Source organism: Streptomyces sp. NPDC051041 (assembly GCF_044456065.1).
GTDB lineage: Bacteria > Actinomycetota > Actinomycetes > Streptomycetales > Streptomycetaceae > Streptomyces > Streptomyces glaucus.
Map to the genome: position 1 here is coordinate 102,725 of NZ_JBITFM010000013.1, position 18,035 is coordinate 120,759.

Here is an 18,035-nt window from a genome sequence, read left to right on the forward strand (position 1 = left end):
CCGCGCGTTCCGGACGACCGGACCGCGCCCCCGGCGGGTCGGCGCCGGCCGGCGGTCCCGGGCCGCTCACGCCGGGCGCGTCAGCCCCGCGGGTGAACCGGTCACCCCAGTACGACGATCTCCGCCGCGTCGAACTCCACCCCGACCGCGTCCCCGGCCTCCGGCGCCGACCGCAGCGGGCACGCCGCCTCCAGCCGGGGCGCGTCCTGCGGCTGCAGGTGCACGGCGACGTGCGTGCCCTTGAAGGAGCGGGCGGCGACCGTGCAGCGCAGGCCCGCGTCGGCGGGCACCAGGCGCACGCCGGCGGGCCGTACCAGCAGGGTGCGCGCGCCCTGCGGGGCGTTCTCCGGGACCGGCACCTTGCCCCAGGGGGTCTGTGCGGCCTGCCCGGTGACGGTCGCCTCGACGACGTTCTCGAAGCCGAGGAAGCGGGCCACGAAGGCGTCGGCCGGGCGCTGCCACACCTGGAGCGGCGTACCGGCCTGGGCGATGCGCCCGTCCCGCATCACCACCACCCGGTCGGCGAGCGCGAAGGCCTCGCCCTGGTCGTGCGTCACGGCGAGCACGGTGGTGCCCAGCCGTCCGAACAGCTCCCGCAACTCGACCACCAGGCGCTCCCGCAGCGAGCGGTCGAGCTGGCCGAGCGGCTCGTCCAGCATCAGCAGCCGCGGCCGGGGCGCCAGCGCCCGCGCCAGCGCCACCCGCTGCTGTTCCCCGCCGGACAGCGCGGCCACGGCCCGGCGGCCGGCGCCCGGCAGCCCGACGAGGTCCAGCAACTCCCGGACGCGTTCCTCCCGCCGGTCCTTCGGCTCCCCCTGCATCCGCAGTCCGAAGGCGACGTTGCCGCCCACGTCCCGCTGCGGGAACAGCTGGTGGTCCTGGAACATCAGCCCGACCCCGCGCCGGTGCGCGGGCACCCCCGCCTGGTCCCGCCCGTCGAGCAGCACCCGCCCGGCGTCGAGCGGCTGCAGTCCCGCGACCGCCCGCAGCAGCGTCGACTTGCCGCTGCCGCTGGGCCCGAGCACGCACACGATCTCGTGCTCGGCGACCTCGAGGTCGACGGCGTCGAGCACCGCCCGCCCGCCGAAGCGGACGGTGGCGCCCTGCAGGCTCAGCAGCATCCTCAGAACTCCCCGGTCCGGTCGGTCCGCAGCCGCTCCAGCACCAGCAGCGCCACCGCGCACACCACCATCAGAATCGTCGACAGGGCCATCGCCTGCCCGTAGTTGAGGTCGCCCGGCCGTCCCAGCAGCCGCGCCACGGCGACCGGCAGGGTCGGGCTGTCGGGCCGGGCGAGGAACACGGTCGCCCCGAACTCGCCCAGCGACACCGCGAAGGCGAACCCGGCCGCGACCAGCAGCGCCCGGCCCACCAGCGGCAGGTCGACCTCCCGCCACACCCGCCACGGCGACGCCCCCAGCACCGCCGCCGCCTCCCGCAGCCGCTGGTCCACCGCCCGCAGCACCGGCAGCATGGTCCGCACCACGAAGGGCACGCCGACCAGCGCCTGGGCCAGCGGCACCAGGATCCAGGAGCTCCTGAGGTCCAGCGGGGGCTCGTCCAGCGCGATCAGGAACCCGAAGCCGACGGTCACCGCGGACACGCCGAGCGGCAGCATCAGCAGCGCGTCGAAGCCGCGCACGAACCGGCCCGCGTCCCGCCGGGTGAGCGCGGCGGCGGCGAGGCCGCCGATCAGCACGGCGATGGCGGTGGCGGCGACGGCGTACACCAGCGAGTTGCCGACCGCGGCGATCGGCGGGACCAGGAACGTGCCGCCGTCCTGCCGGGTCAGCGCCCGGTAGTAGCCGAGGCCGGGCGCGTCCAGCGACCGCTCGACCAGCACCGCCAACGGCAGCACGAGCAGCACGGCGACGGTGCCGAGCACCCCGGCCAGCAGCGTCCACTGCCCGGCCCCGCGCGGCCGGCGCGCGGTCACGGACGCGTCCACCAGCCGCAGCGCGGTCTCCCGCCGCCGTACGGTCCAGGCGTGCAGGGCGAGGATCGAGCCCACCGCGGCGAACTGGACCAGCGTCAGCACCGCCGCCGTGGACAGGTCGAAGATCTCGGAGGTCTGCCGGTAGATCTCGACCTCGAGGGTGGAGAAGGCGGGCCCGCCGAGGATCTGCACGACGCCGAAGGAGGTGAAGGTGAACAGGAAGACCATCAGCGCGGCGGCGGCCACGGCGGGCGCGAGCGCGGGCAGGGTGACCGTCCGCCAGGCCGCGAGCCGTGAGGCGCCCAGCATCCGCGCGGCCTCCTCCTGCCGCGGGTCGAGCTGCGCCCACAGCCCGCCGACGGTGCGTACCACGACGGCGTAGTTGAAGAAGACGTGCGCGAGCAGGATCGCCCACACGGTGGTGTCCAGCCGCAGGCCCCACAGCTCGTCGAGCAGCCCGCCGCGCCCGGCCAGCGCCAGGAACGCCGTGCCGACGACGACCGTCGGCAGGACGAACGGGACGGTGACCACCGCCCGCAGGAGCTGCCTGCCCGGGAAGGCGAAGCGCGCGAAGACGTACGCGCCGGGCAGCGCGACCAGCAGCGTGAGGGCGGTGGAGACGAGCGCCTGCCAGGTGGTGAACCACAGCACGTGCCGCACGTCGGACTGCGCCAGCACCTGGCCGATCCGCCCGGGGTGCCAGGCCCCGTCGGCCCTGAGCCCGCGCGCGACGATCGCGGCGACGGGGTAGGCGAAGAACACCGCGAAGAACGCGACGGGCACGGCCATCAGCCCGAGCCGCGCCGCGTTCCCCGTCCGGCGCCGGGTCACTTCAGTACGAGCGAGGTCCACGACTTGACCCACCGGTCACGGTTCTCGGCGATCTTCGCCGGGTCCATGGTCTCGGGATCCTCGGCCTGCGGCCCGTACTCCGCGAACTCCCGCGGCACCCGCGCGTCCTCGCGCACCGGGTAGACGAACATGTTCAGCGGCATGTCCTCCTGGAACCGCTTCGTGAGCAGGAAGTCCAGGAACGCCTTGCCGCCCTCGGCGTTCCTCGCGCCCGCGAGCAGTCCCGCGTACTCGACCTGGCGGAAGCAGGTGCCCGTGGCCACCCCGGTCGGGGCGGTGCCGGGCCGGGGGTCGGCGTAGACGACCTCGGCGGGCGGGGAGGAGGCGTAGGAGACGACGAGCGGCCTGTCGCCCCCCGCCTTCTTCCCGCCGGCCGAGCCGGAGAACTCCTCGTTGTAGGCCTGCTCCCAGCTGTCGACCACCTTCACGCCGTTGGCCTTGAGCTTCTTCCAGTAGTCCGCCCAGCCGTCGTCCCCGTACTCCGCGGCCGTGCCGAGCAGGAAGCCGAGACCGGGCGAGGAGGAGGCGGCGTTCTCGGTGACGAGGAGGTTCCTGTACGCGGGCTCGATCAGGTCGTCGAAGGTCCGCGGCGGGTCGAGCTCGCGGTCGGCGAAGTACTCCTTGTCGTAGTTGACACAGATGTCGCCGGTGTCGATGGGCGTGACCCGGTGCTTGCCCTGGTCGACGCGGTACTCGGACTCGATCCGGTCGGAGCCCTGCGGCCGGTACGGCTGGAACACGCCGTTGTCGAGGGCGCGCGACAGCAGCGTGTTGTCGACGCCGAAGAAGACGTCGCCCTGCGGGTTGTCCTTGGTGAGGACGGCCTTGTTGACGGCCTGCCCGGCGTCGCCGTTCTTGAGGACCCTGACCCGGTAGCCGGACTCCTTCTCGAAGGCGGCGATGACGCTCTTCGACGCGGCCCACGAGTCGTGGCTGACGAGGGTCACGGTCCGGGTGCCGCCGGATGACTGCTCGCCGGACGACCCGCACCCGGCCAGGCCGCCGGCCAGACCGAGTCCGACGGCCAGGATCGTGACCTTCTTGGTGATGTTCACCGGATTCCTCCTGGGGTGACCAGGAAGAGACGCGGCCCTGCCCGAAACCCCTGGCGGGGTTCCGGGCAGGGCGCAACAGCTCGAGTGATGACCGATCTCCCTACCCAGAATGACCTGGGCGAGGTTCGGAGGGTCTGCGGCCCGTGCCGCACTCTCAGCGCTGTGGCGCTCCCCTGTCGGAATATGCAGATGTGCTTGCGGTGGTTCGACGACGGTCAGGTTACCGCTCGCTCGCGGCGAGCTGACCGCAGGCCCCGTCGATCTCCTGACCACGGGTGTCCCGGATCGTCACCGGCACCCCGTGGGCGGCGATCGCCTCCACGAACGCCTTCTCGTCCTCCGGCCGGGAGGCGGTCCACTTGGACCCGGGCGTCGGGTTGAGCGGGATCAGGTTGACGTGCACGGGCCTGCCCTTGAGCAGCCGCCCGAGCCGGTCGCCGCGCCACGCCTGGTCGTTGATGTCCCGGATGAGGGCGTACTCGATGGACAGCCGCCGGCCGGACTTGGCCGCGTACGCGAAGCCCGCGTCCAGGACCTCCCGCACCTTCCACCGCGTGTTGACGGGGACGAGGGTGTCGCGCAGTTCGTCGTCGGGGGCGTGCAGCGAGATGGCCAGGCGGCACTTGAAGCCCTCGTCGGCGAAGCGGTGGATGGCCGGGACGAGGCCGACCGTCGAGACCGTGATGCCGCGCTGGGACAGCCCGAGCCCGTCGGGCTCGGGGTCGGTGAGCCGGCGGATGGCGCCGACGACCCGGTTGTAGTTGGCGAGGGGCTCGCCCATGCCCATGAAGACGATGTTGGACAGCCGCGCCGGGCCGCCGGGGACCTCGCCGTCCCTCAGCGCCCGCATCCCGTCCACGATCTGGTGCACGATCTCGGCGGTGGACAGGTTCCGGTCCAGGCCGGCCTGCCCGGTGGCGCAGAACGGGCAGTTCATGCCGCAGCCCGCCTGGGAGCTGATGCACATCGTCACCCGGTCCGGGTAGCGCATCAGCACCGACTCCACGAGCGTGCCGTCGAAGAGCCGCCACAGCGTCTTGCGGGTGGTGCCCTCGTCGGTCGACAGGTGCCGGACGACCGTCATCAGCTCCGGCAGCAGCGCCTCCTGGAGCCGGGGGCGTGCGGCGGCCGGGATGTCGGTCCACTGCGCCGGGTCGTGCGCGTACCGCGCGAAGTAGTGCTGCGAGAGCTGCCTGGCGCGAAACGGCTTCTCGCCGATCGCGGCGACGGCTTCCTTGCGCTCGGCGGGCGTGAGGTCGGCAAGGTGCCGCGGCGGCTTCTTGGCTCCGCGCGGGGCGACGAATGTGAGTTCTCCGGGCTTGGGCATGGTCCTACCAGTGTCGCAGATCGTCCGCGGTGGCCCGTTCCGGTGTCCGCCGCCCCCGGAACCGGCGCGACGGCCCGGTCGCGAACGCGGAGGAGCCCCCGCCTGCACGAGGCGGGGGCTCACGCGGTCCGCCGGACCGGACTCCGAAAGCCGTGTCCGCTCAGCCGGATCCCACGAAGACGACGAGCAGCAGCCACACCACCGGCGCCGTGGGCAGCAGCGAGTCCAGCCGGTCCATGATGCCGCCGTGACCGGGCAGCAGCGTGCCCATGTCCTTGATGCCCAGGTCCCGCTTGATCATGGATTCGCCGAGGTCGCCGAGCGTGGCGCTGGCCGCGACCGCGAGGCCGAGCAGCAGGCCCTGCCACCAGGTGCCGTCGTCGATGAGGAACTGCAGGCACAGCGCGCCCACCGCCATCGCGAAGGCGACGGCGCCGACCAGGCCCTCGCGGGTCTTGCCGGGGCTGATGCGCGGGGCGAGCTTGCGCCTGCCGAAGCGCCAGCCGACGGCGTACGCGCCGGTGTCGCTGACCACCGTCAGCAGCAGGAACGTCAGCACGCGGTACGGCCCGTCCTCGGCCGTCAGCATCATCGCGACGAACGTCGCCAGGAACGGCACGTAGAACGCCGCGAAGACGCCCGCCGTGACGTCCTTGAGGTAGCCCTCCGGCGGCTCCGTCATCCGCCAGACCAGCACCGCGAGCGCCGTCAGCGCCATCGCCACCCAGGCGCCCTCGGCGCCCCGGACGTACCCGGCCACCACCATCGCGGCGCCGCCGACCGCGAGCGGCACGAGCGGCGCCCTGATGCCCTTGCGTTCCTCCAGCCGCTTGGTCAGCTCCCACAGGCCCACCACGACGGCGACCGCTATCACGCCGACGAACACGGCCTTGACGATGAACAGCGATGCGACGATCACCGCGCCGAGTCCGACCCCGACCCCTATCGCGGCGCTCAGGTCGCGCCCCGCGCTCTTCTTCTGCGGCGGGGGTGCCGGCTGGGAGGCGTCGGGCATGGGCTCCGGATTCTGCGGCGCCGCCGCGAAGGCCTGCGCCGGCGGGGTCTGGTGCGTCTCGTCGCGGAACAAGGGGCCGCTCAGCCGAGCGGCCCCCCGGTCGTCATCCTGGTCTCCGCCGTGTTCGGGTACGTCGGGCACGATGGGCATGGGGCGAGTCTGCTGCGCGTCACGCGCATCGTACGCGGGACCCGCCGGGGCTGCCCCCGGAGCGGGTCCCTGCTCGGACGGCCCCCAGTACCCGGCTTGTGGCGGCGCCCCCCAGGAAGAGTCGTTCATCAGACCTCGAGCAGCTCCGCTTCCTTGTGCTTCAGGAGCTCGTCCACCTGGGCGACGTACTTCGCGGTGGTGTCGTCGAGCTCCTTCTCCGCACGGCGGCCCTCGTCCTCGCCGACCTCGCCGTCCTTGACCAGCTTGTCGATGGCGTCCTTGGCCTTGCGGCGCACGGAGCGGATGGAGATCTTGGCCTCCTCGCCCTTGTGCCGGGCCACCTTGATGTACTCGCGGCGGCGCTCCTCGGTGAGTTCGGGGAACACCACTCGGATGATGTTGCCGTCGTTGCTCGGGTTGACGCCCAGGTCGGAGTCGCGGATGGCCTGCTCGATGTTGCGCAGCGCGCTCTTGTCGAAGGGGGTCACCACGGCCATGCGCGGCTCGGGCACGGAGAACGAGGCCAGCTGGTTGATCGGCGTCGGCGCGCCGTAGTAATCGGCCACGATCTTGTTGAACATCGCCGGGTGCGCACGGCCGGTGCGGATCGCGGCGAAGTCCTCCTTGGCGACCACGACGGCCTTCTCCATCTTCTCCTCGGCCTCGAGGAGGGTCTCTTCGATCACCACTTGCTCCTGCGTGTCTTGAGTAGGCCCGGCTGCGGTTCCTCTTCGGGGCGGCGGCCGGCTGCGTCGCGTCTTCTTCCTGCACGGTTCCCGACCGGCAGGACATTGTCCATCCCCCGGCCCGGAGCCGTCCCGCCCGTCCCCCGGACAGGTGGTGTCCGGTGGACGGGACGGTTCACCGGTCAGTTCCGGCTGCCCTGGTCACCCACCAGCGTGCCGATCTTCTCACCCTTGACGGCGCGGGCGATATTGCCCTCCGCCAGAAGCTCGAAGACCACGATCGGGAGCTTGTTGTCGCGGCACAGCGTGATGGCCGTGGCGTCGGCGACCCGCAGGTCGCGCGTGATGACCTCGCCGTAGCCGAGGTGGTCGAACTTCACGGCGTCGGGATTGGTCTTGGGGTCGGAGTCGTAGACCCCGTCGACCCCGTTCTTGCCCATCAGCAGTGCCTCGGCGTCGATCTCCAGGGCGCGCTGCGCGGCGGTGGTGTCGGTGGAGAAGTACGGCATGCCCATGCCCGCGCCGAAGATGACCACGCGGCCCTTCTCCAGGTGGCGCACGGCGCGCAGCGGGATGTACGGCTCGGCGACCTGCCCCATGGTGATGGCGGTCTGCACGCGGCAGTCGACGCCCTCCTTCTCCAGGAAGTCCTGCAGGGCGAGGCAGTTCATCACGGTGCCGAGCATGCCCATGTAGTCGGAGCGGGCCCGGTCCATGCCACGCTGCTGCAGTTCGGCGCCGCGGAAGAAGTTGCCGCCGCCGATGACGACCGCGATCTGCGCGCCGTCCCGTACGACGGCCGCGATCTCGCGCGCGATGGCGTGCACCACGTCGGGGTCGACGCCCAGGCCCCCGCCGCCGGAGAAGGCCTCTCCGGACAGCTTCAGCAGAAACCGGCCGCGCACTTTGCCGTCGTCGCTCTTCTCGGCCTTGGTGGTCATGGAGATCCCGCCTCTGTTACGTGTTGCACATACGAAGAAGGCCATTGCCGGTGGGGCGTGGTTCGCATCCCATGCGCGGCAATGGCCTCCTCGTCAGATCTGCTGTCGTCCGGCACGCGCGCGTGCTCGACCGCGTACCCGGACGACCGCTGTCGACCCTATCGGGGTCGCGCGCCCGTCACGGGACGGACTCAGATGCCGACCTTGATGCGCACGAAGCGCTTCAGGGTGACACCGGCCTCGTCCAGCACCTTCTGGACGGACTTCTTGTTGTCCAGCGCGTACGGCTGGCCGAGCAGCGTGGCGTCCTTGAAGAAGCCGTTGAGGCGACCCTCGACGATCTTCGGCAGGGCGGCCTCGGGCTTGCCCTCGGCGCGGGTGGTCTCCTCGGCGATGCGGCGCTCGGCCTCGACGACCTCGGCCGGGACGTCCTCCTTGGAGAGGTACTTCGGCGCGAAGGCGGCGATGTGCTGGGCGACGCCCTTGGCGACCTCGGCGTTCGGCTTGTCGAACTCGACGAGGACACCGATCTGCGGGGGCAGGTCGGGCATCGTGCGGTGCATGTAGGCGGTCACGAAGCCGTCGGAGAACTGCGCGAAGCGGTCCAGGACGATCTTCTCGCCGAGGTTGGCGTTGGCCTCGTCCACGAACGCCTGGACGGTCTTGCCCGGCTCGATCTCGGAGGAGAGCAGGGCCTCGATGTCGGCCGGGGAGGTCTTCGCGACGTGCTCGGCGATGGCCTTGGCGACGGCCTGGAACTTCTCGCCCTTGGCGACGAAGTCCGTCTCGCACTTCAGCTCGACCAGGACGCCGGAGGAGTTGTCGTCGGCGATGATCGAGACGACGGCGCCGTTCTCGGCGGAGCGGCCCTCGCGCTTGGCGACGCCCTTCTGGCCCTTGATGCGGAGCGCCTCGACGGCCTTCTCGACGTTGCCCTCGGCCTCGTCCAGCGCCTTCTTGCAGTCCATCATGCCGGCGCCGGTGAGCTCGCGGAGCTTCTTGACGTCGGCGGCGGTGTAGTTCGCCATGAGTCTGTGAATCTTTCTCGAAGTCTGGAAGATCGAAGATCTGCGGGGTCCGCGGCCTCCATGAAGCTGTAGGGCCGTGACGCGCCGCCGACCTACGGGTGAACGGCGGGAGCGGTGGGGACGCCTTCCCTGCCCGGCGGGCAGGGAAGGCTCATGTCGCCGCTCCCGCCGTCATCACTGACGCTGACGGGTCGGTCAGGCCTGCTCGGCCTCGGCGGCCGGAGCCTCGGCAGCCGGAGCCTCGGCGGCCGGAGCCTCGGCGGCCTGCTCGGCCTCGGCCGGCTTCTCGGCCTCGTCGGCCTTCTTCTCGCCCTCGAGCAGGTCGCGCTCCCACTCGGCGAGCGGCTCGCCCGCGGCCTTCTCGCCCTTGCCGGCCTCGGCGACACCGGAGCGGGCCATCAGGCCCTCGGCGACGGCGTCGGCGATCACGCGGGTGAGCAGGGTGACGGAGCGGATCGCGTCGTCGTTGCCCGGGATCTTGTAGTCGACCTCGTCGGGGTCGCAGTTGGTGTCGAGGATGGCGACGACCGGGATGTTGAGCTTCCGGGCCTCGCCGACCGCGATGTGCTCCTTCTTGGTGTCCACGATCCAGACGGCGCTGGGCACCTTCTGCATCTCGCGGATACCGCCGAGGGTCTTCTCCAGCTTGGCCTTCTCGCGGGAGAGGACCAGGAGCTCCTTCTTGGTCAGACCGGAGGACGCGACGTCCTCGAAGTCGATCTGCTCGAGCTCCTTCAGGCGCTGCAGGCGCTTGTAGACGGTGGAGAAGTTGGTGAGCATGCCGCCCAGCCAGCGCTGGTTGACGTAGGGCATGCCGACGCGGGTGGCCTGCTCGGCGATGGCCTCCTGCGCCTGCTTCTTGGTACCGACGAACATGACCGTGCCGCCGTGGGCGACGGTCTCCTTGACGAACTCGTAGGCGCGGTCGATGTACGACAGCGACTGGAGCAGGTCGATGATGTAGATGCCGTTGCGCTCGGTGAAGATGAAGCGCTTCATCTTCGGGTTCCAACGGCGGGTCTGGTGACCGAAGTGGACGCCGCTCTCCAGCAGCTCCCGCATCGTGACGACGGCCATGGCCGTACTCTCCTCGTGTTTCCCGGTTGTGCCGCGGATGCCGGACGGCTTCCGCGCCTGACGCCCGCGGTGCGCCGTGCCGCGAAGGACCGAGAGGCGCTGATACGAGCCGTGTGGCGGCCTCGTACCGGGGCGTGCGAAGTCGACCCGGTGGCCCGGGTCGCCACCAGAAGTGTACGGGACCGGCGAGGCGCCGGGTGACGCCGTTGTCCACAATCGGTGAATGGTCCACAGGTCCCGGCCATGATCACGTGGTTCGCGGCACGGTTCCCCCATGCGAGCGAAGCGACGTGTGCGTGTCTGTGCGGGGCTGGGGCTGCTGGCGCTGCTGGTGCCGGCTTCCCTGCCGGGGGCGGAGCCGGCGGCGGCGGGCGGCGGTCCCCCGCCGTCACCGGGCGGCCCCGCGGTGCCCGCCGTCGCCCGCGTGTGGCCGGTCGGCGACCGCCCCGCCGTCCTGCGGCCCTGGGAACCTCCGCCCACCCCCTACGGCCGGGGCCATCGCGGAGTGGACCTCGCGGCGCCGCCCGGCACACCGGTCCGGGCGGTGGCGCCCGGCAGGGTGTCCTTCGTCGGCCGGGTGGCGGGCAGGGGGGTCGTCTCGGTGGAGCTGACGGGGACGGGCGAGCCGCCCCTGCGGACGACGTACGAGCCGGTACGGGCGTCGGTGGAGAAGGGGCGGGAGGTGACCGCCGGGGAGGTGCTGGGCAGGGTGGAGGCGGCGGGCGCGCACTGCCCGGGGGGTTGCCTGCACTGGGGCCTGCGCCGGGGCGACGCCTACCTGGACCCGCTCTCCCTGCTGCCGCCGTGGCTGCTGCGCAGGGGTCCGTCGAGACTGCTGCCGGTCCTGGGCGTACCGCTGCCGCCGTGAGACGGCGCGCCGCCGGCGGGCGCCGGCCGCGCGCACGCCGCCGCAGCCGTCCGCGCCCGGCGGCGCGCCCGGTGCCGGCCTCGCACGGCTGCGGCCGCAGCCGTGCGCCCCGGCGAGCCGGCCGGTCTCAGCCGCGCACGCCCCGCAGCGCCATGGCCACGGCTGCTTCCGTGATCACCGCGGGATCCTCCGCCGCGCCCAGCTCGATGCGGCGCACCGCCGCGTCCACGACCCCCTGCAGCAGCATCGCCGCCAGCCTGGGCTGCTCGTGCCCCACCGCCCCCAGCGCCTCGACGACCATGGCGACCAGTCCGCCGTGCGCCGCGCGGATCTTCTCCCGCGCCCCGGCGTCCAGCTCACTCGCGGAGATGGCGACCACGGCGCGGTGCCGCCGGTCACCGACCAGTTCCAGCTGCTTGCGCACGTACGCCTCGACCTTCGCCTCGGGCCCGTCGGCCGCGGCCATCGCGGCCTCGACCTCCGCCGCCCAGACCGGGAAGTCGACCTCGCACAGCTCCTCGACCACGGCCGCCCGCGACCGGAAGTACTCGTACACGCTCGACCGCGCGAGCCCCGTCCGCTCGGCGAGGGCCGGGAAGGTCAGCGCCTCCGTCCCGCCCTCGGACAACAGGGAACGAGCCGCGTCCAGCAGGGCGGCTCGCTGCATCGACCGGTGCTCGGCCACGGAGGCCGCTCGAATCCTTGGCACGTCGACCACTTTACGGACGGACCATCCGCGGTGGGAGCCACTGCCCCGTTCAGCGCCCGAAGCCGGACAGTTTCGCCCGCAGCTGCAGCACGGACTTGGTGTGGATCTGGCTGACCCGGCTCTCCGTGACGCCCAGCACGTTGCCGATCTCGGCGAGCGTCAGCCCCTCGTAGTAGTACAGCGTGACGACGGTCTTCTCCCGCTCGGGCAGCGTGTTGATCGCCCGGGCCAGGAACCGCCGCAGCTCGCGGTCCTCGGCCACCTCCACCGGGTCGTCGGCGGCGGTGTCCTCCAGCGTGTCCATGAGACTCAGCCGGCCGCCGCCCTCGCCCCCGACGTGCAGCAGCTCCTCCAGGGCCACCACGTTCGCCAGCGACAGCTGGCTGAAGACCGCGTGGAGCTCCTCCACCGCGATCCCCATCTCTGCTGCCACCTCGCTCTCCGTCGGCGTCCGCCTGAGGCGCGCCTCCAGCGTGGCGTACGCCCGCTCGACGTTGCGCGCCTTCTGCCGGACCGACCGGGGGATCCAGTCCAGTGCCCGCAGTTCGTCGATCATCGCGCCCCGGATCCGCGTGATCGCGTACGTCTCGAACTTGATCTCCCGGTCGAGGTCGAACTTCTCGATCGCGTCGATCAGCCCGAACACCCCGGAGGAGACGAAGTCGGCCTGCTCGACGTTGGGCGGCAGGCCTACGCCGACCCGGCCCGCGACGTACTTCACGAGCGGCGAGTAGTGGAGGATCAGCTGCTCCCGCAGCCGCTCGTCCCCCGTCGCCTTGTACGACCGCCACAGCTCGTCGAGCGTCGAGGGAGCGGGCGGCCGCACGCTGCCACCGTCGCGGGCGGCTGGGGGGATCGCCGCCCGGTCGGACCCGGAGGTGTGCTGGGGCATTCGTCGCCTTGTGCCGTTCTGCCGTGAACTGGTGTCTGTCGCGGACTGGTGGTTCCCGGGGCGCTGTCGCCGGGTGGGGAGATGTCTGTCGTCGATCGGAATCCTTGTGAGCGTAGCGTGACTGGAGCGTGGCGGTGCGCTAAGGACGGGGCTCCGGCCATGCGCAGATACGTTCATCTGGACGCCCCGACAGGGCACCGCCACGGCGGGGAGGCAGTCCGCGAATAACCCAACTGCGCGAATTCGCAAGGGTGTCGGGATCCCCCGGACGGCCGAACGGGCGTGGTCAGCCGGGGTGCCGGCCGGCCCGGACGGAGATCATCGCCTGGCGTGTCAACTTCCAGTCGTCGCCATGTCGTTCGACGTATCCGAGTGCGCGCAGCTCGTACAGTCTCGCGATCGCGTCGTCCGCACTGGTCTGCGCGCCGCGTGCGATCTCGGCCGCCGTCGCCGTCCGGTGGGCCGGCAGCGCGGCCAGCACCTGGCGGGCGGACGGCTCCAGCAGGTCCCTGGGCAGCACCGGCCCGTGCCGGTCAGGGGCCAGTTCCCCCATGTCGCCGACCAGTTCGACGACCTCCGCGGCGTCGGTGACGAGCACGGCCTCCCCCCGCAGGAGTTCGTGCACCCCGGCGGAGAGCCCGCTGGTGGCCGGGCCGGGTACTCCCATCGTGTGACGGCCCAGACGCTGCGCGGCCCGTGCCGTGGCCAGGGAGCCACTGCGGTAGGCGGCCTCGACGACCACGGTGCCCCGGGTGAGCGCGGCGATCACCCGGTTCCGCAGGACGAACCGGCTCGGTGTCGGGTGGTCCCCCGGCGGCAGCTCGCCGATCACCAGTCCCTGTTCCGCGATCCTGGTGATCAACTCGGTGTGTCCGCGCGGGTAGGGCCGGTCGACGCCGCCGGCGAGGACCGCGACGGTGGCGCCGCGCGCGCCGAGGGCGCCCCGGTGGGCGGCGCCGTCGACTCCGTAGGCGCCGCCGGACACCACGACCCAGCCGCGTTCGGCGAGGCCGGCGGCGAGGGTGGCCGCCATGTGGGCCCCGTACTCGGTGCAGGCCCGGGCGCCCACGACGGCGACGGACCTCAGCGCCCACATCCGCACACTGGGCGCGCCCCGGACCCACAGTCCGAGGGGCCGGGCGTCCCCCAGGTCGTCGAGCTGTCCCGGCCACTCGGCGTCCCCGGGGCGGACGAACCTCGCGCCCGCCCGCCGTGCGACGGCGAGGTCCCGGCGCGGCTCGGCCCGCTCGGCCCGCGCCCGCAGCCCTTCCCACCGTTTCCCGCTCACCCCGGGCAACGGCGGTCCCCCGTCCCGCAGCCGCCGCACCACCTCGCCGGTCCCCCACTCCCGCACCCACCGCCCACCGGTCTCGTCACCGGGTTCGATGACCCGCGTGAGGAGGACCCGCCGGAGCAGCTCGCCGTCCGCGTCCTCCTCGGGGATCACGTCAGTGCCCCGATGGCCATCGGCACGCCCCGCGGCACGCCGGTGCGCAGTTGCAGCGCCAGGGCGACGTCCGCCGCGTCGGGCCGGCCGTGCCCGACGAGGTCCGCGACGGTCCAGGCGACCCGCAGCACGCGGTCGAGTCCGCGGGCGGTGAGGACGCCCCGTTCCAGGCTTCGCTCCGCCTCGTCCAGCGCACCGGGAGCGGCATGCCAGCGGCTGCGCAGCTCACGTCCGGGAACCTCGCTGTTGGTGCGCCACGGAGTGCCGGCCAGCCGCGCCGCGGCCCGTTCCCGGGCCGCCCGCACCCGCGCGGCGACCGTTGCGGTGGATTCGCCCGGGGTGCCGCGCCGGGCCAGTTCGGTGCGCGTGACCCGGTCCACCTCCACGCGCAGGTCGACCCGGTCCAGCAGCGGTCCCGACAGCCGGGCCTGGTAGCGGCGGATCGCCGAGGGCGGGCACTCGCAGAGACCGTCCCGCTGCGAGAAACGGCCGCAGGGGCAGGGGTTGGCCGCGAGCACCATGAGGAACTTCGCGGGGAAGCGCACGACGCCCGTGCTGCGTGCGATCACGACGTGCCCCGCCTCCAGGGGCTGCCGCAGGGCGTCGAGGGCGTGGCCGCTGAATTCGGGTGCCTCGTCCAGGAAGAGGACGCCCCGGTGGGAGAGGGACACCGCACCGGGCCGGGCGATGCCGGGGCCGCCGCCGACGAGCGCCTGCATCGTCGCCGAGTGGTGCGGAGCGCAGTAGGGAGCCACGTCGATCAGGGGTTTGCCCGGGGGCAGCAGTCCGGCCACCGAGTGCACCGCCGTGACCTCCAGGGACTCCTCCCGGCCGAGCCGGGGCAGGACGGCGGGCAGCCGTTCGGCCAGCATCGTCTTGCCGGCGCCCGGTGGGCCCTCCAGGAACAGGTGGTGCCCGCCCGCCGCGGCCACCTCCACCGCGGTGCGCGCCGAGATCTGGCCGACGACGTCGGCGAGGTCGTGACCGTGGTCCGGCTGCGCGGCGCCCATGCCGCGCAGCCCCGTGGCCACGCCCGTGCCGGGCGCCCGCAGACCGGTGAGCAGCGGGTCCGGGCGGCCCGGTCCGTCCCGTTCCTCGTCGGGCACGGGTTCGTCGGCGAGGACGGCGATCAGCTGGCGCAGGCTGCGGACGCCCAGCACGGACACGCCGGGGACCAGGGAGGCCTCGGCGGCCGCGCATTCCGGCACGACCACCTGCTCGCAGCCCGCGTCCGCCGCGGCCAGCACCGCCGGCAGGATGCCCCGGACGGGCCGTACCCGCCCGTCCAGGCCCAGCTCCCCGATCATCACGATGTCGGCGAGCACCTCCGGGTCGATCCGTTCGGCGGCGCCGAGGACCGCGCAGGCGACCGCCAGGTCGAAGCCGCTGCCCGCCTTCGGCACGGACGCCGGGCTCAGCCCCACCGTCAGCTTCTTCTGCGGCCAGGACGCCCCCGAGTTCACCACCGCCGCCCGCACCCGGTCCCGGCTCTCCGTCAGGCTCTTGTCCGGGAGCCCGACCAGGGTGAACGCGGCCACGCCCGGTTCCAGGTCGGCCTGGACCTCGACCACCACGCCCTCGACGCCGACCAGTGCCACGGAGCACGTGCGCGCGAAACCCATCACGCCACCCCCCGTGCGTGCTCGACCACGGGCGCGCCGCGCTGCGGGAGGACCACGCCGACCAGGTCGATGCGCACCCCGCCGGGCGGTGCTCCTCCGTGGGTCTGGATCCAGCGCTCGGCCAGGTGCCTGAGCCGCTCCGCCTTCCGCGGGGTCACCGCCGCCATGGGGTGTTCGAAGCCGCCGTCCCTGCGGGTCTTCACCTCGCAGACGACCAGGACGTCCCCGTCCCGTGCCACGATGTCGATCTCGCCGGTCCTGCCGCAGCGCCAGTTGCGCTCCAGGACCGTCATCCCGGCCTCGCCCAGCCTCCGCGCGGCCAGGTCCTCGCCGTACCTGCCCATCGCACCTCGTGCGTTCATCTCGGCACCACCTCCGGCGCCAACGATGAGGGCGGCTCAGCGAGCCGTGGGATCTTGGTGGACGGATCCGCGGTTGTGGACAACTCCGCCACCCGTACGAGCGACATCCGGGCCCGCGGCCCGGGGACGGCCACCCGCGGCCCGGGAACGGTCACCCGCGGCCCGGAAGCGCACATCCGCGACCCGGAGGCGCGCTTCCATCTCCTGGAAGCACCCGCCCACGATCCGGAAGCGCGCGTTCACGGCCGGGAGGCCTCACCCGCTCGGCAGTTCCAGATCGCTCTTGTTCAACTCCTCGATGTTCACGTCCTTGAACGTGAGGACGCGCACCTGCTTCACGAAGCGAGCCGGCCTGTACATGTCCCACACCCAGGCGTCCGCCATGGACACCTCGAAGAACACCTCGCCCTGGACCGAGTGCACCTGCATCTCGTAGTCGTTGGTCAGATAGAAGCGCCGCTCGGTCTCGATCACGTATTTGAACAGACCGACGACATCGCGGTACTCCCGGTAGAGCTTGAGCTCCATCTCGGTCTCGTACTTCTCGAGGTCCTCGGCGCTCATGGCATGTTCCCCTTCAGCCGTGCGGTCCCACCATTGTGCGCCAGTCCCGCGAACCCCTAGACGATTTCCGTGTCCAGGGTCACGGGCCGGGCGGGAGGACCTTCGTCGAGCAGCGTGCGCAGCAGCTCGGCGAGTCTGGTCGGATACACCGTCTCATGTGTCCCGGTCAGTTCCTGACACGTCCACCAGCGCGCTCCGGCGACGCTGCGCCGCTCCAGCTCGGTCAGGCCCGCTGCCGCGATCGCCGTCCGGGCGGTCCGGGCCAGGTAGTACCACTCGTCCTGGTCCCAGCGGCGGCCCGCGAACGGGAAGGAGCACCTCCGCCGCCACAGCACCGGGCCGAGCTCGACCTCGGTGATGCCGGTCTCCTCGGCGAGTTCCCGCAGAGCGGCCTGTTCACGGGTCTCGTCGCCCTCCACTCCGCCGCCGGGCGTGAACCACCAGTCGTCGGCCGGGTCGTCCGGCTCGTGGCCGTGCAGCAGCAGGATGCGGTCCCGCGGATCGAGCAGCACCACCCGGGCCACCTTGCGCAGGCCGCCCCCGTACGCGTCCCGGCCCGTCCGCGTCGCCTCAGCGGGCACCGGCCGGCTCCGTCCTCGCCCGGCCGCGGGCGGCTCCGATCCGCTGGGCGAGGGGGCCGTACGCGGCCCCGGCGAAGATCAGCACGGCCCCGGCGACCACCAGCGCGACGATCGTGCGCAGCGGTCCCGGCGAGGAGAGCGCGCCGAGCGCCTGGAAACCGGTGGGCCGCTCCAGCATGCCGTCCATGGGCCAGACGACGGCGTCGACCCGGCCGTCCACGTCGTCGCGCGACACCGTGCCGCCGGCGGCGTCCGTGAGGTGGGCGGTGGAGTCCACGGAGGTGTCCCGCTCGTCGCCGAGCAGGAACAGCCGCCCCTCGGGGACCGTCACCGCCGGGAAGCCGCCGAGCTCGGCCGGCGTGCCCTCGGGCAGGTACGGCTCGTCGATCTCCTTGCCGTTGACCCGCAGCCTGCCGTCCTGGCAGCAGGACACGGTGTCGCCGCCGACGGCCACCACGCGCTTGACCATCGGCGCGTCGGCCCAGGTCGCGTCCTGGAAGACCACGACGTCGCCGCGCCGGACCGCCTCGCCGTCGATCCGCTGCGCCAGCACCCGGTCGCCCGCGTCGATCGTCGGCGCCATGGAGCTGGTCGGCACGGTGTACGGCCGGTAGAGCACCGCCCCCCAGGCGAACCCGCCGAGGAACAGCACCAGGCCCAGCGCGACGGCCAGCCCGGACAGCCGCTGTCCGGTCCGGCCGCCCGCCGGGCCCGTGTTCGTGCCGCCGCCGCGCGGGGCCGTACGCGTCGTGCTCTCACCACCCATGGATCCGCACCCTACCCGGCGGTACCCGACCCGGTCAGCCCTCCCGGCGGGAACCGGGCCACGCGCTCCGCGCGGCCCTCGCGGGACCGGCCGCAGCCGGGGGAACCGGCCGGGAACAGGCGGTACAGCGCGTACCGCTGCCCGGCCCCGTCCAAGG

The 18,035-nt window shown here is 72.7% G+C and carries 18 protein-coding genes and 1 riboswitch; of the genes, 1 reads left to right on the plus strand and 17 read right to left on the minus strand.

The features are described from left to right. Positions 1-101: 101 nt before the first annotated feature. From ACIBAI_RS20620 to rpsB, 9 genes are all read right to left on the minus strand, one after another. The gene (locus ACIBAI_RS20620; RefSeq protein ID WP_399036189.1) at positions 102-1,121 is read right to left on the minus strand and encodes an ABC transporter ATP-binding protein; all 1,020 of its coding nucleotides are present in this window, start codon (positions 1,119-1,121) and stop codon (positions 102-104) included. Positions 1,122-1,123: 2 nt separating this feature from the next. Continuing rightward, positions 1,124-2,788, minus strand: a complete 1,665-nt coding sequence (locus ACIBAI_RS20625; RefSeq protein WP_399036286.1) for an ABC transporter permease — start codon at positions 2,786-2,788, stop codon at positions 1,124-1,126. Continuing rightward, positions 2,764-3,843, minus strand: coding sequence for a thiamine ABC transporter substrate binding subunit (locus ACIBAI_RS20630; protein ID WP_399036191.1), 1,080 nt, complete (start codon positions 3,841-3,843; stop codon positions 2,764-2,766). The genes ACIBAI_RS20625 and ACIBAI_RS20630 overlap by 25 nt, the downstream gene beginning before the upstream one ends. 79 nt (positions 3,844-3,922) lie before the next feature. After that, positions 3,923-4,028, minus strand: a riboswitch (TPP riboswitch). Positions 4,029-4,063: 35 nt separating this feature from the next. Further along, positions 4,064-5,170 carry a 23S rRNA (adenine(2503)-C(2))-methyltransferase RlmN gene (gene rlmN, locus ACIBAI_RS20635; RefSeq protein ID WP_399036193.1) on the minus strand — a complete coding sequence of 369 codons (1,107 nt, stop codon included), beginning with the start codon at positions 5,168-5,170 and terminating at the stop codon, positions 4,064-4,066. A gap of 160 nt (positions 5,171-5,330) precedes the next feature. Further along, positions 5,331-6,464 (minus strand): phosphatidate cytidylyltransferase, encoded by a 1,134-nt coding sequence (locus tag ACIBAI_RS20640; RefSeq protein ID WP_399036195.1) that lies wholly within the window; start codon positions 6,462-6,464, stop codon positions 5,331-5,333. Continuing rightward, positions 6,464-7,021, minus strand: a complete 558-nt coding sequence (frr, locus tag ACIBAI_RS20645; RefSeq protein ID WP_344604293.1) for a ribosome recycling factor — start codon at positions 7,019-7,021, stop codon at positions 6,464-6,466. The genes ACIBAI_RS20640 and frr overlap by 1 nt, the downstream gene beginning before the upstream one ends. 182 nt (positions 7,022-7,203) lie before the next feature. Continuing rightward, positions 7,204-7,962 (minus strand): UMP kinase, encoded by a 759-nt coding sequence (pyrH, locus tag ACIBAI_RS20650; RefSeq protein WP_344604291.1) that lies wholly within the window; start codon positions 7,960-7,962, stop codon positions 7,204-7,206. A gap of 191 nt (positions 7,963-8,153) precedes the next feature. After that, positions 8,154-8,990, minus strand: coding sequence for a translation elongation factor Ts (gene tsf / locus ACIBAI_RS20655; RefSeq protein WP_344604289.1), 837 nt, complete (start codon positions 8,988-8,990; stop codon positions 8,154-8,156). A gap of 195 nt (positions 8,991-9,185) precedes the next feature. Then, entirely contained in the window at positions 9,186-10,067 is an 882-nt protein-coding gene (gene rpsB / locus ACIBAI_RS20660) for a 30S ribosomal protein S2 (protein ID WP_399036198.1), read from the minus strand. Between the two features lie 274 nt (positions 10,068-10,341). Between rpsB and ACIBAI_RS20665 the strand changes: the two genes are divergently transcribed. Further along, positions 10,342-10,935: a murein hydrolase activator EnvC family protein gene (locus tag ACIBAI_RS20665; RefSeq protein ID WP_399036200.1), complete on the plus strand. Its 594-nt coding sequence runs from the start codon at positions 10,342-10,344 to the stop codon at positions 10,933-10,935. 127 nt (positions 10,936-11,062) lie between these two features. On the opposite strand, the gene ACIBAI_RS20670 is transcribed toward ACIBAI_RS20665, so the two are convergent. The 8 genes from ACIBAI_RS20670 to lepB all read right to left on the minus strand — a co-directional run bounded on the left by ACIBAI_RS20670 (position 11,063) and on the right by lepB (position 17,878). Then, positions 11,063-11,620: a TetR/AcrR family transcriptional regulator gene (locus tag ACIBAI_RS20670; RefSeq protein ID WP_399036288.1), complete on the minus strand. Its 558-nt coding sequence runs from the start codon at positions 11,618-11,620 to the stop codon at positions 11,063-11,065. Between the two features lie 73 nt (positions 11,621-11,693). Then, positions 11,694-12,536 carry an RNA polymerase sigma factor WhiG gene (gene whiG / locus ACIBAI_RS20675; protein ID WP_399036202.1) on the minus strand — a complete coding sequence of 281 codons (843 nt, stop codon included), beginning with the start codon at positions 12,534-12,536 and terminating at the stop codon, positions 11,694-11,696. Positions 12,537-12,822: 286 nt separating this feature from the next. Further along, a complete protein-coding gene (dprA, locus tag ACIBAI_RS20680; protein WP_399036289.1) occupies positions 12,823-13,980 on the minus strand; it encodes a DNA-processing protein DprA in 1,158 nt (385 codons plus the stop codon). Continuing rightward, entirely contained in the window at positions 13,980-15,605 is a 1,626-nt protein-coding gene (locus ACIBAI_RS20685; protein ID WP_399036204.1) for a YifB family Mg chelatase-like AAA ATPase, read from the minus strand. The genes dprA and ACIBAI_RS20685 overlap by 1 nt, the downstream gene beginning before the upstream one ends. After that, on the minus strand, positions 15,605-15,967 hold the full coding sequence (locus tag ACIBAI_RS20690; protein WP_399036206.1) for a YraN family protein: 363 nt from the start codon (positions 15,965-15,967) through the stop codon (positions 15,605-15,607). The genes ACIBAI_RS20685 and ACIBAI_RS20690 overlap by 1 nt, the downstream gene beginning before the upstream one ends. A 255-nt stretch (positions 15,968-16,222) precedes the next feature. Next, positions 16,223-16,531, minus strand: coding sequence for a DUF2469 domain-containing protein (locus ACIBAI_RS20695; RefSeq protein WP_003993268.1), 309 nt, complete (start codon positions 16,529-16,531; stop codon positions 16,223-16,225). A 56-nt stretch (positions 16,532-16,587) separates the two neighbouring features. Next, positions 16,588-17,112: an NUDIX hydrolase gene (locus tag ACIBAI_RS20700; RefSeq protein ID WP_399036208.1), complete on the minus strand. Its 525-nt coding sequence runs from the start codon at positions 17,110-17,112 to the stop codon at positions 16,588-16,590. After that, positions 17,102-17,878 (minus strand): signal peptidase I, encoded by a 777-nt coding sequence (lepB, locus tag ACIBAI_RS20705; RefSeq protein ID WP_399036210.1) that lies wholly within the window; start codon positions 17,876-17,878, stop codon positions 17,102-17,104. Before lepB ends, ACIBAI_RS20700 begins: the two co-directional genes overlap by 11 nt. Between the last annotated feature and the right edge of the window lie 157 nt (positions 17,879-18,035).

What these genes read in the sequence shown, in the direction of transcription:
- ACIBAI_RS20620 (WP_399036189.1), bottom strand. Translation starts at nt 1,121, where the DNA reads ATGCTGCTGAGCCTGCAGGGCGCCACCGTCCGCTTCGGCGGGCGGGCG.
- rlmN (WP_399036193.1), bottom strand. Translation starts at nt 5,170, where the DNA reads ATGCCCAAGCCCGGAGAACTCACATTCGTCGCCCCGCGCGGAGCCAAG.
- ACIBAI_RS20640 (WP_399036195.1), bottom strand. Translation starts at nt 6,464, where the DNA reads ATGAACGACTCTTCCTGGGGGGCGCCGCCACAAGCCGGGTACTGGGGG.
- pyrH (WP_344604291.1), bottom strand. Translation starts at nt 7,962, where the DNA reads ATGACCACCAAGGCCGAGAAGAGCGACGACGGCAAAGTGCGCGGCCGG.
- tsf (WP_344604289.1), bottom strand. Translation starts at nt 8,990, where the DNA reads ATGGCGAACTACACCGCCGCCGACGTCAAGAAGCTCCGCGAGCTCACC.
- rpsB (WP_399036198.1), bottom strand. Translation starts at nt 10,067, where the DNA reads ATGGCCGTCGTCACGATGCGGGAGCTGCTGGAGAGCGGCGTCCACTTC.
- ACIBAI_RS20665 (WP_399036200.1), top strand. Translation starts at nt 10,342, where the DNA reads ATGCGAGCGAAGCGACGTGTGCGTGTCTGTGCGGGGCTGGGGCTGCTG.
- whiG (WP_399036202.1), bottom strand. Translation starts at nt 12,536, where the DNA reads ATGCCCCAGCACACCTCCGGGTCCGACCGGGCGGCGATCCCCCCAGCC.
- ACIBAI_RS20685 (WP_399036204.1), bottom strand. Translation starts at nt 15,605, where the DNA reads ATGGGTTTCGCGCGCACGTGCTCCGTGGCACTGGTCGGCGTCGAGGGC.
- ACIBAI_RS20690 (WP_399036206.1), bottom strand. Translation starts at nt 15,967, where the DNA reads ATGAACGCACGAGGTGCGATGGGCAGGTACGGCGAGGACCTGGCCGCG.
- ACIBAI_RS20695 (WP_003993268.1), bottom strand. Translation starts at nt 16,531, where the DNA reads ATGAGCGCCGAGGACCTCGAGAAGTACGAGACCGAGATGGAGCTCAAG.
- lepB (WP_399036210.1), bottom strand. Translation starts at nt 17,878, where the DNA reads ATGGGTGGTGAGAGCACGACGCGTACGGCCCCGCGCGGCGGCGGCACG.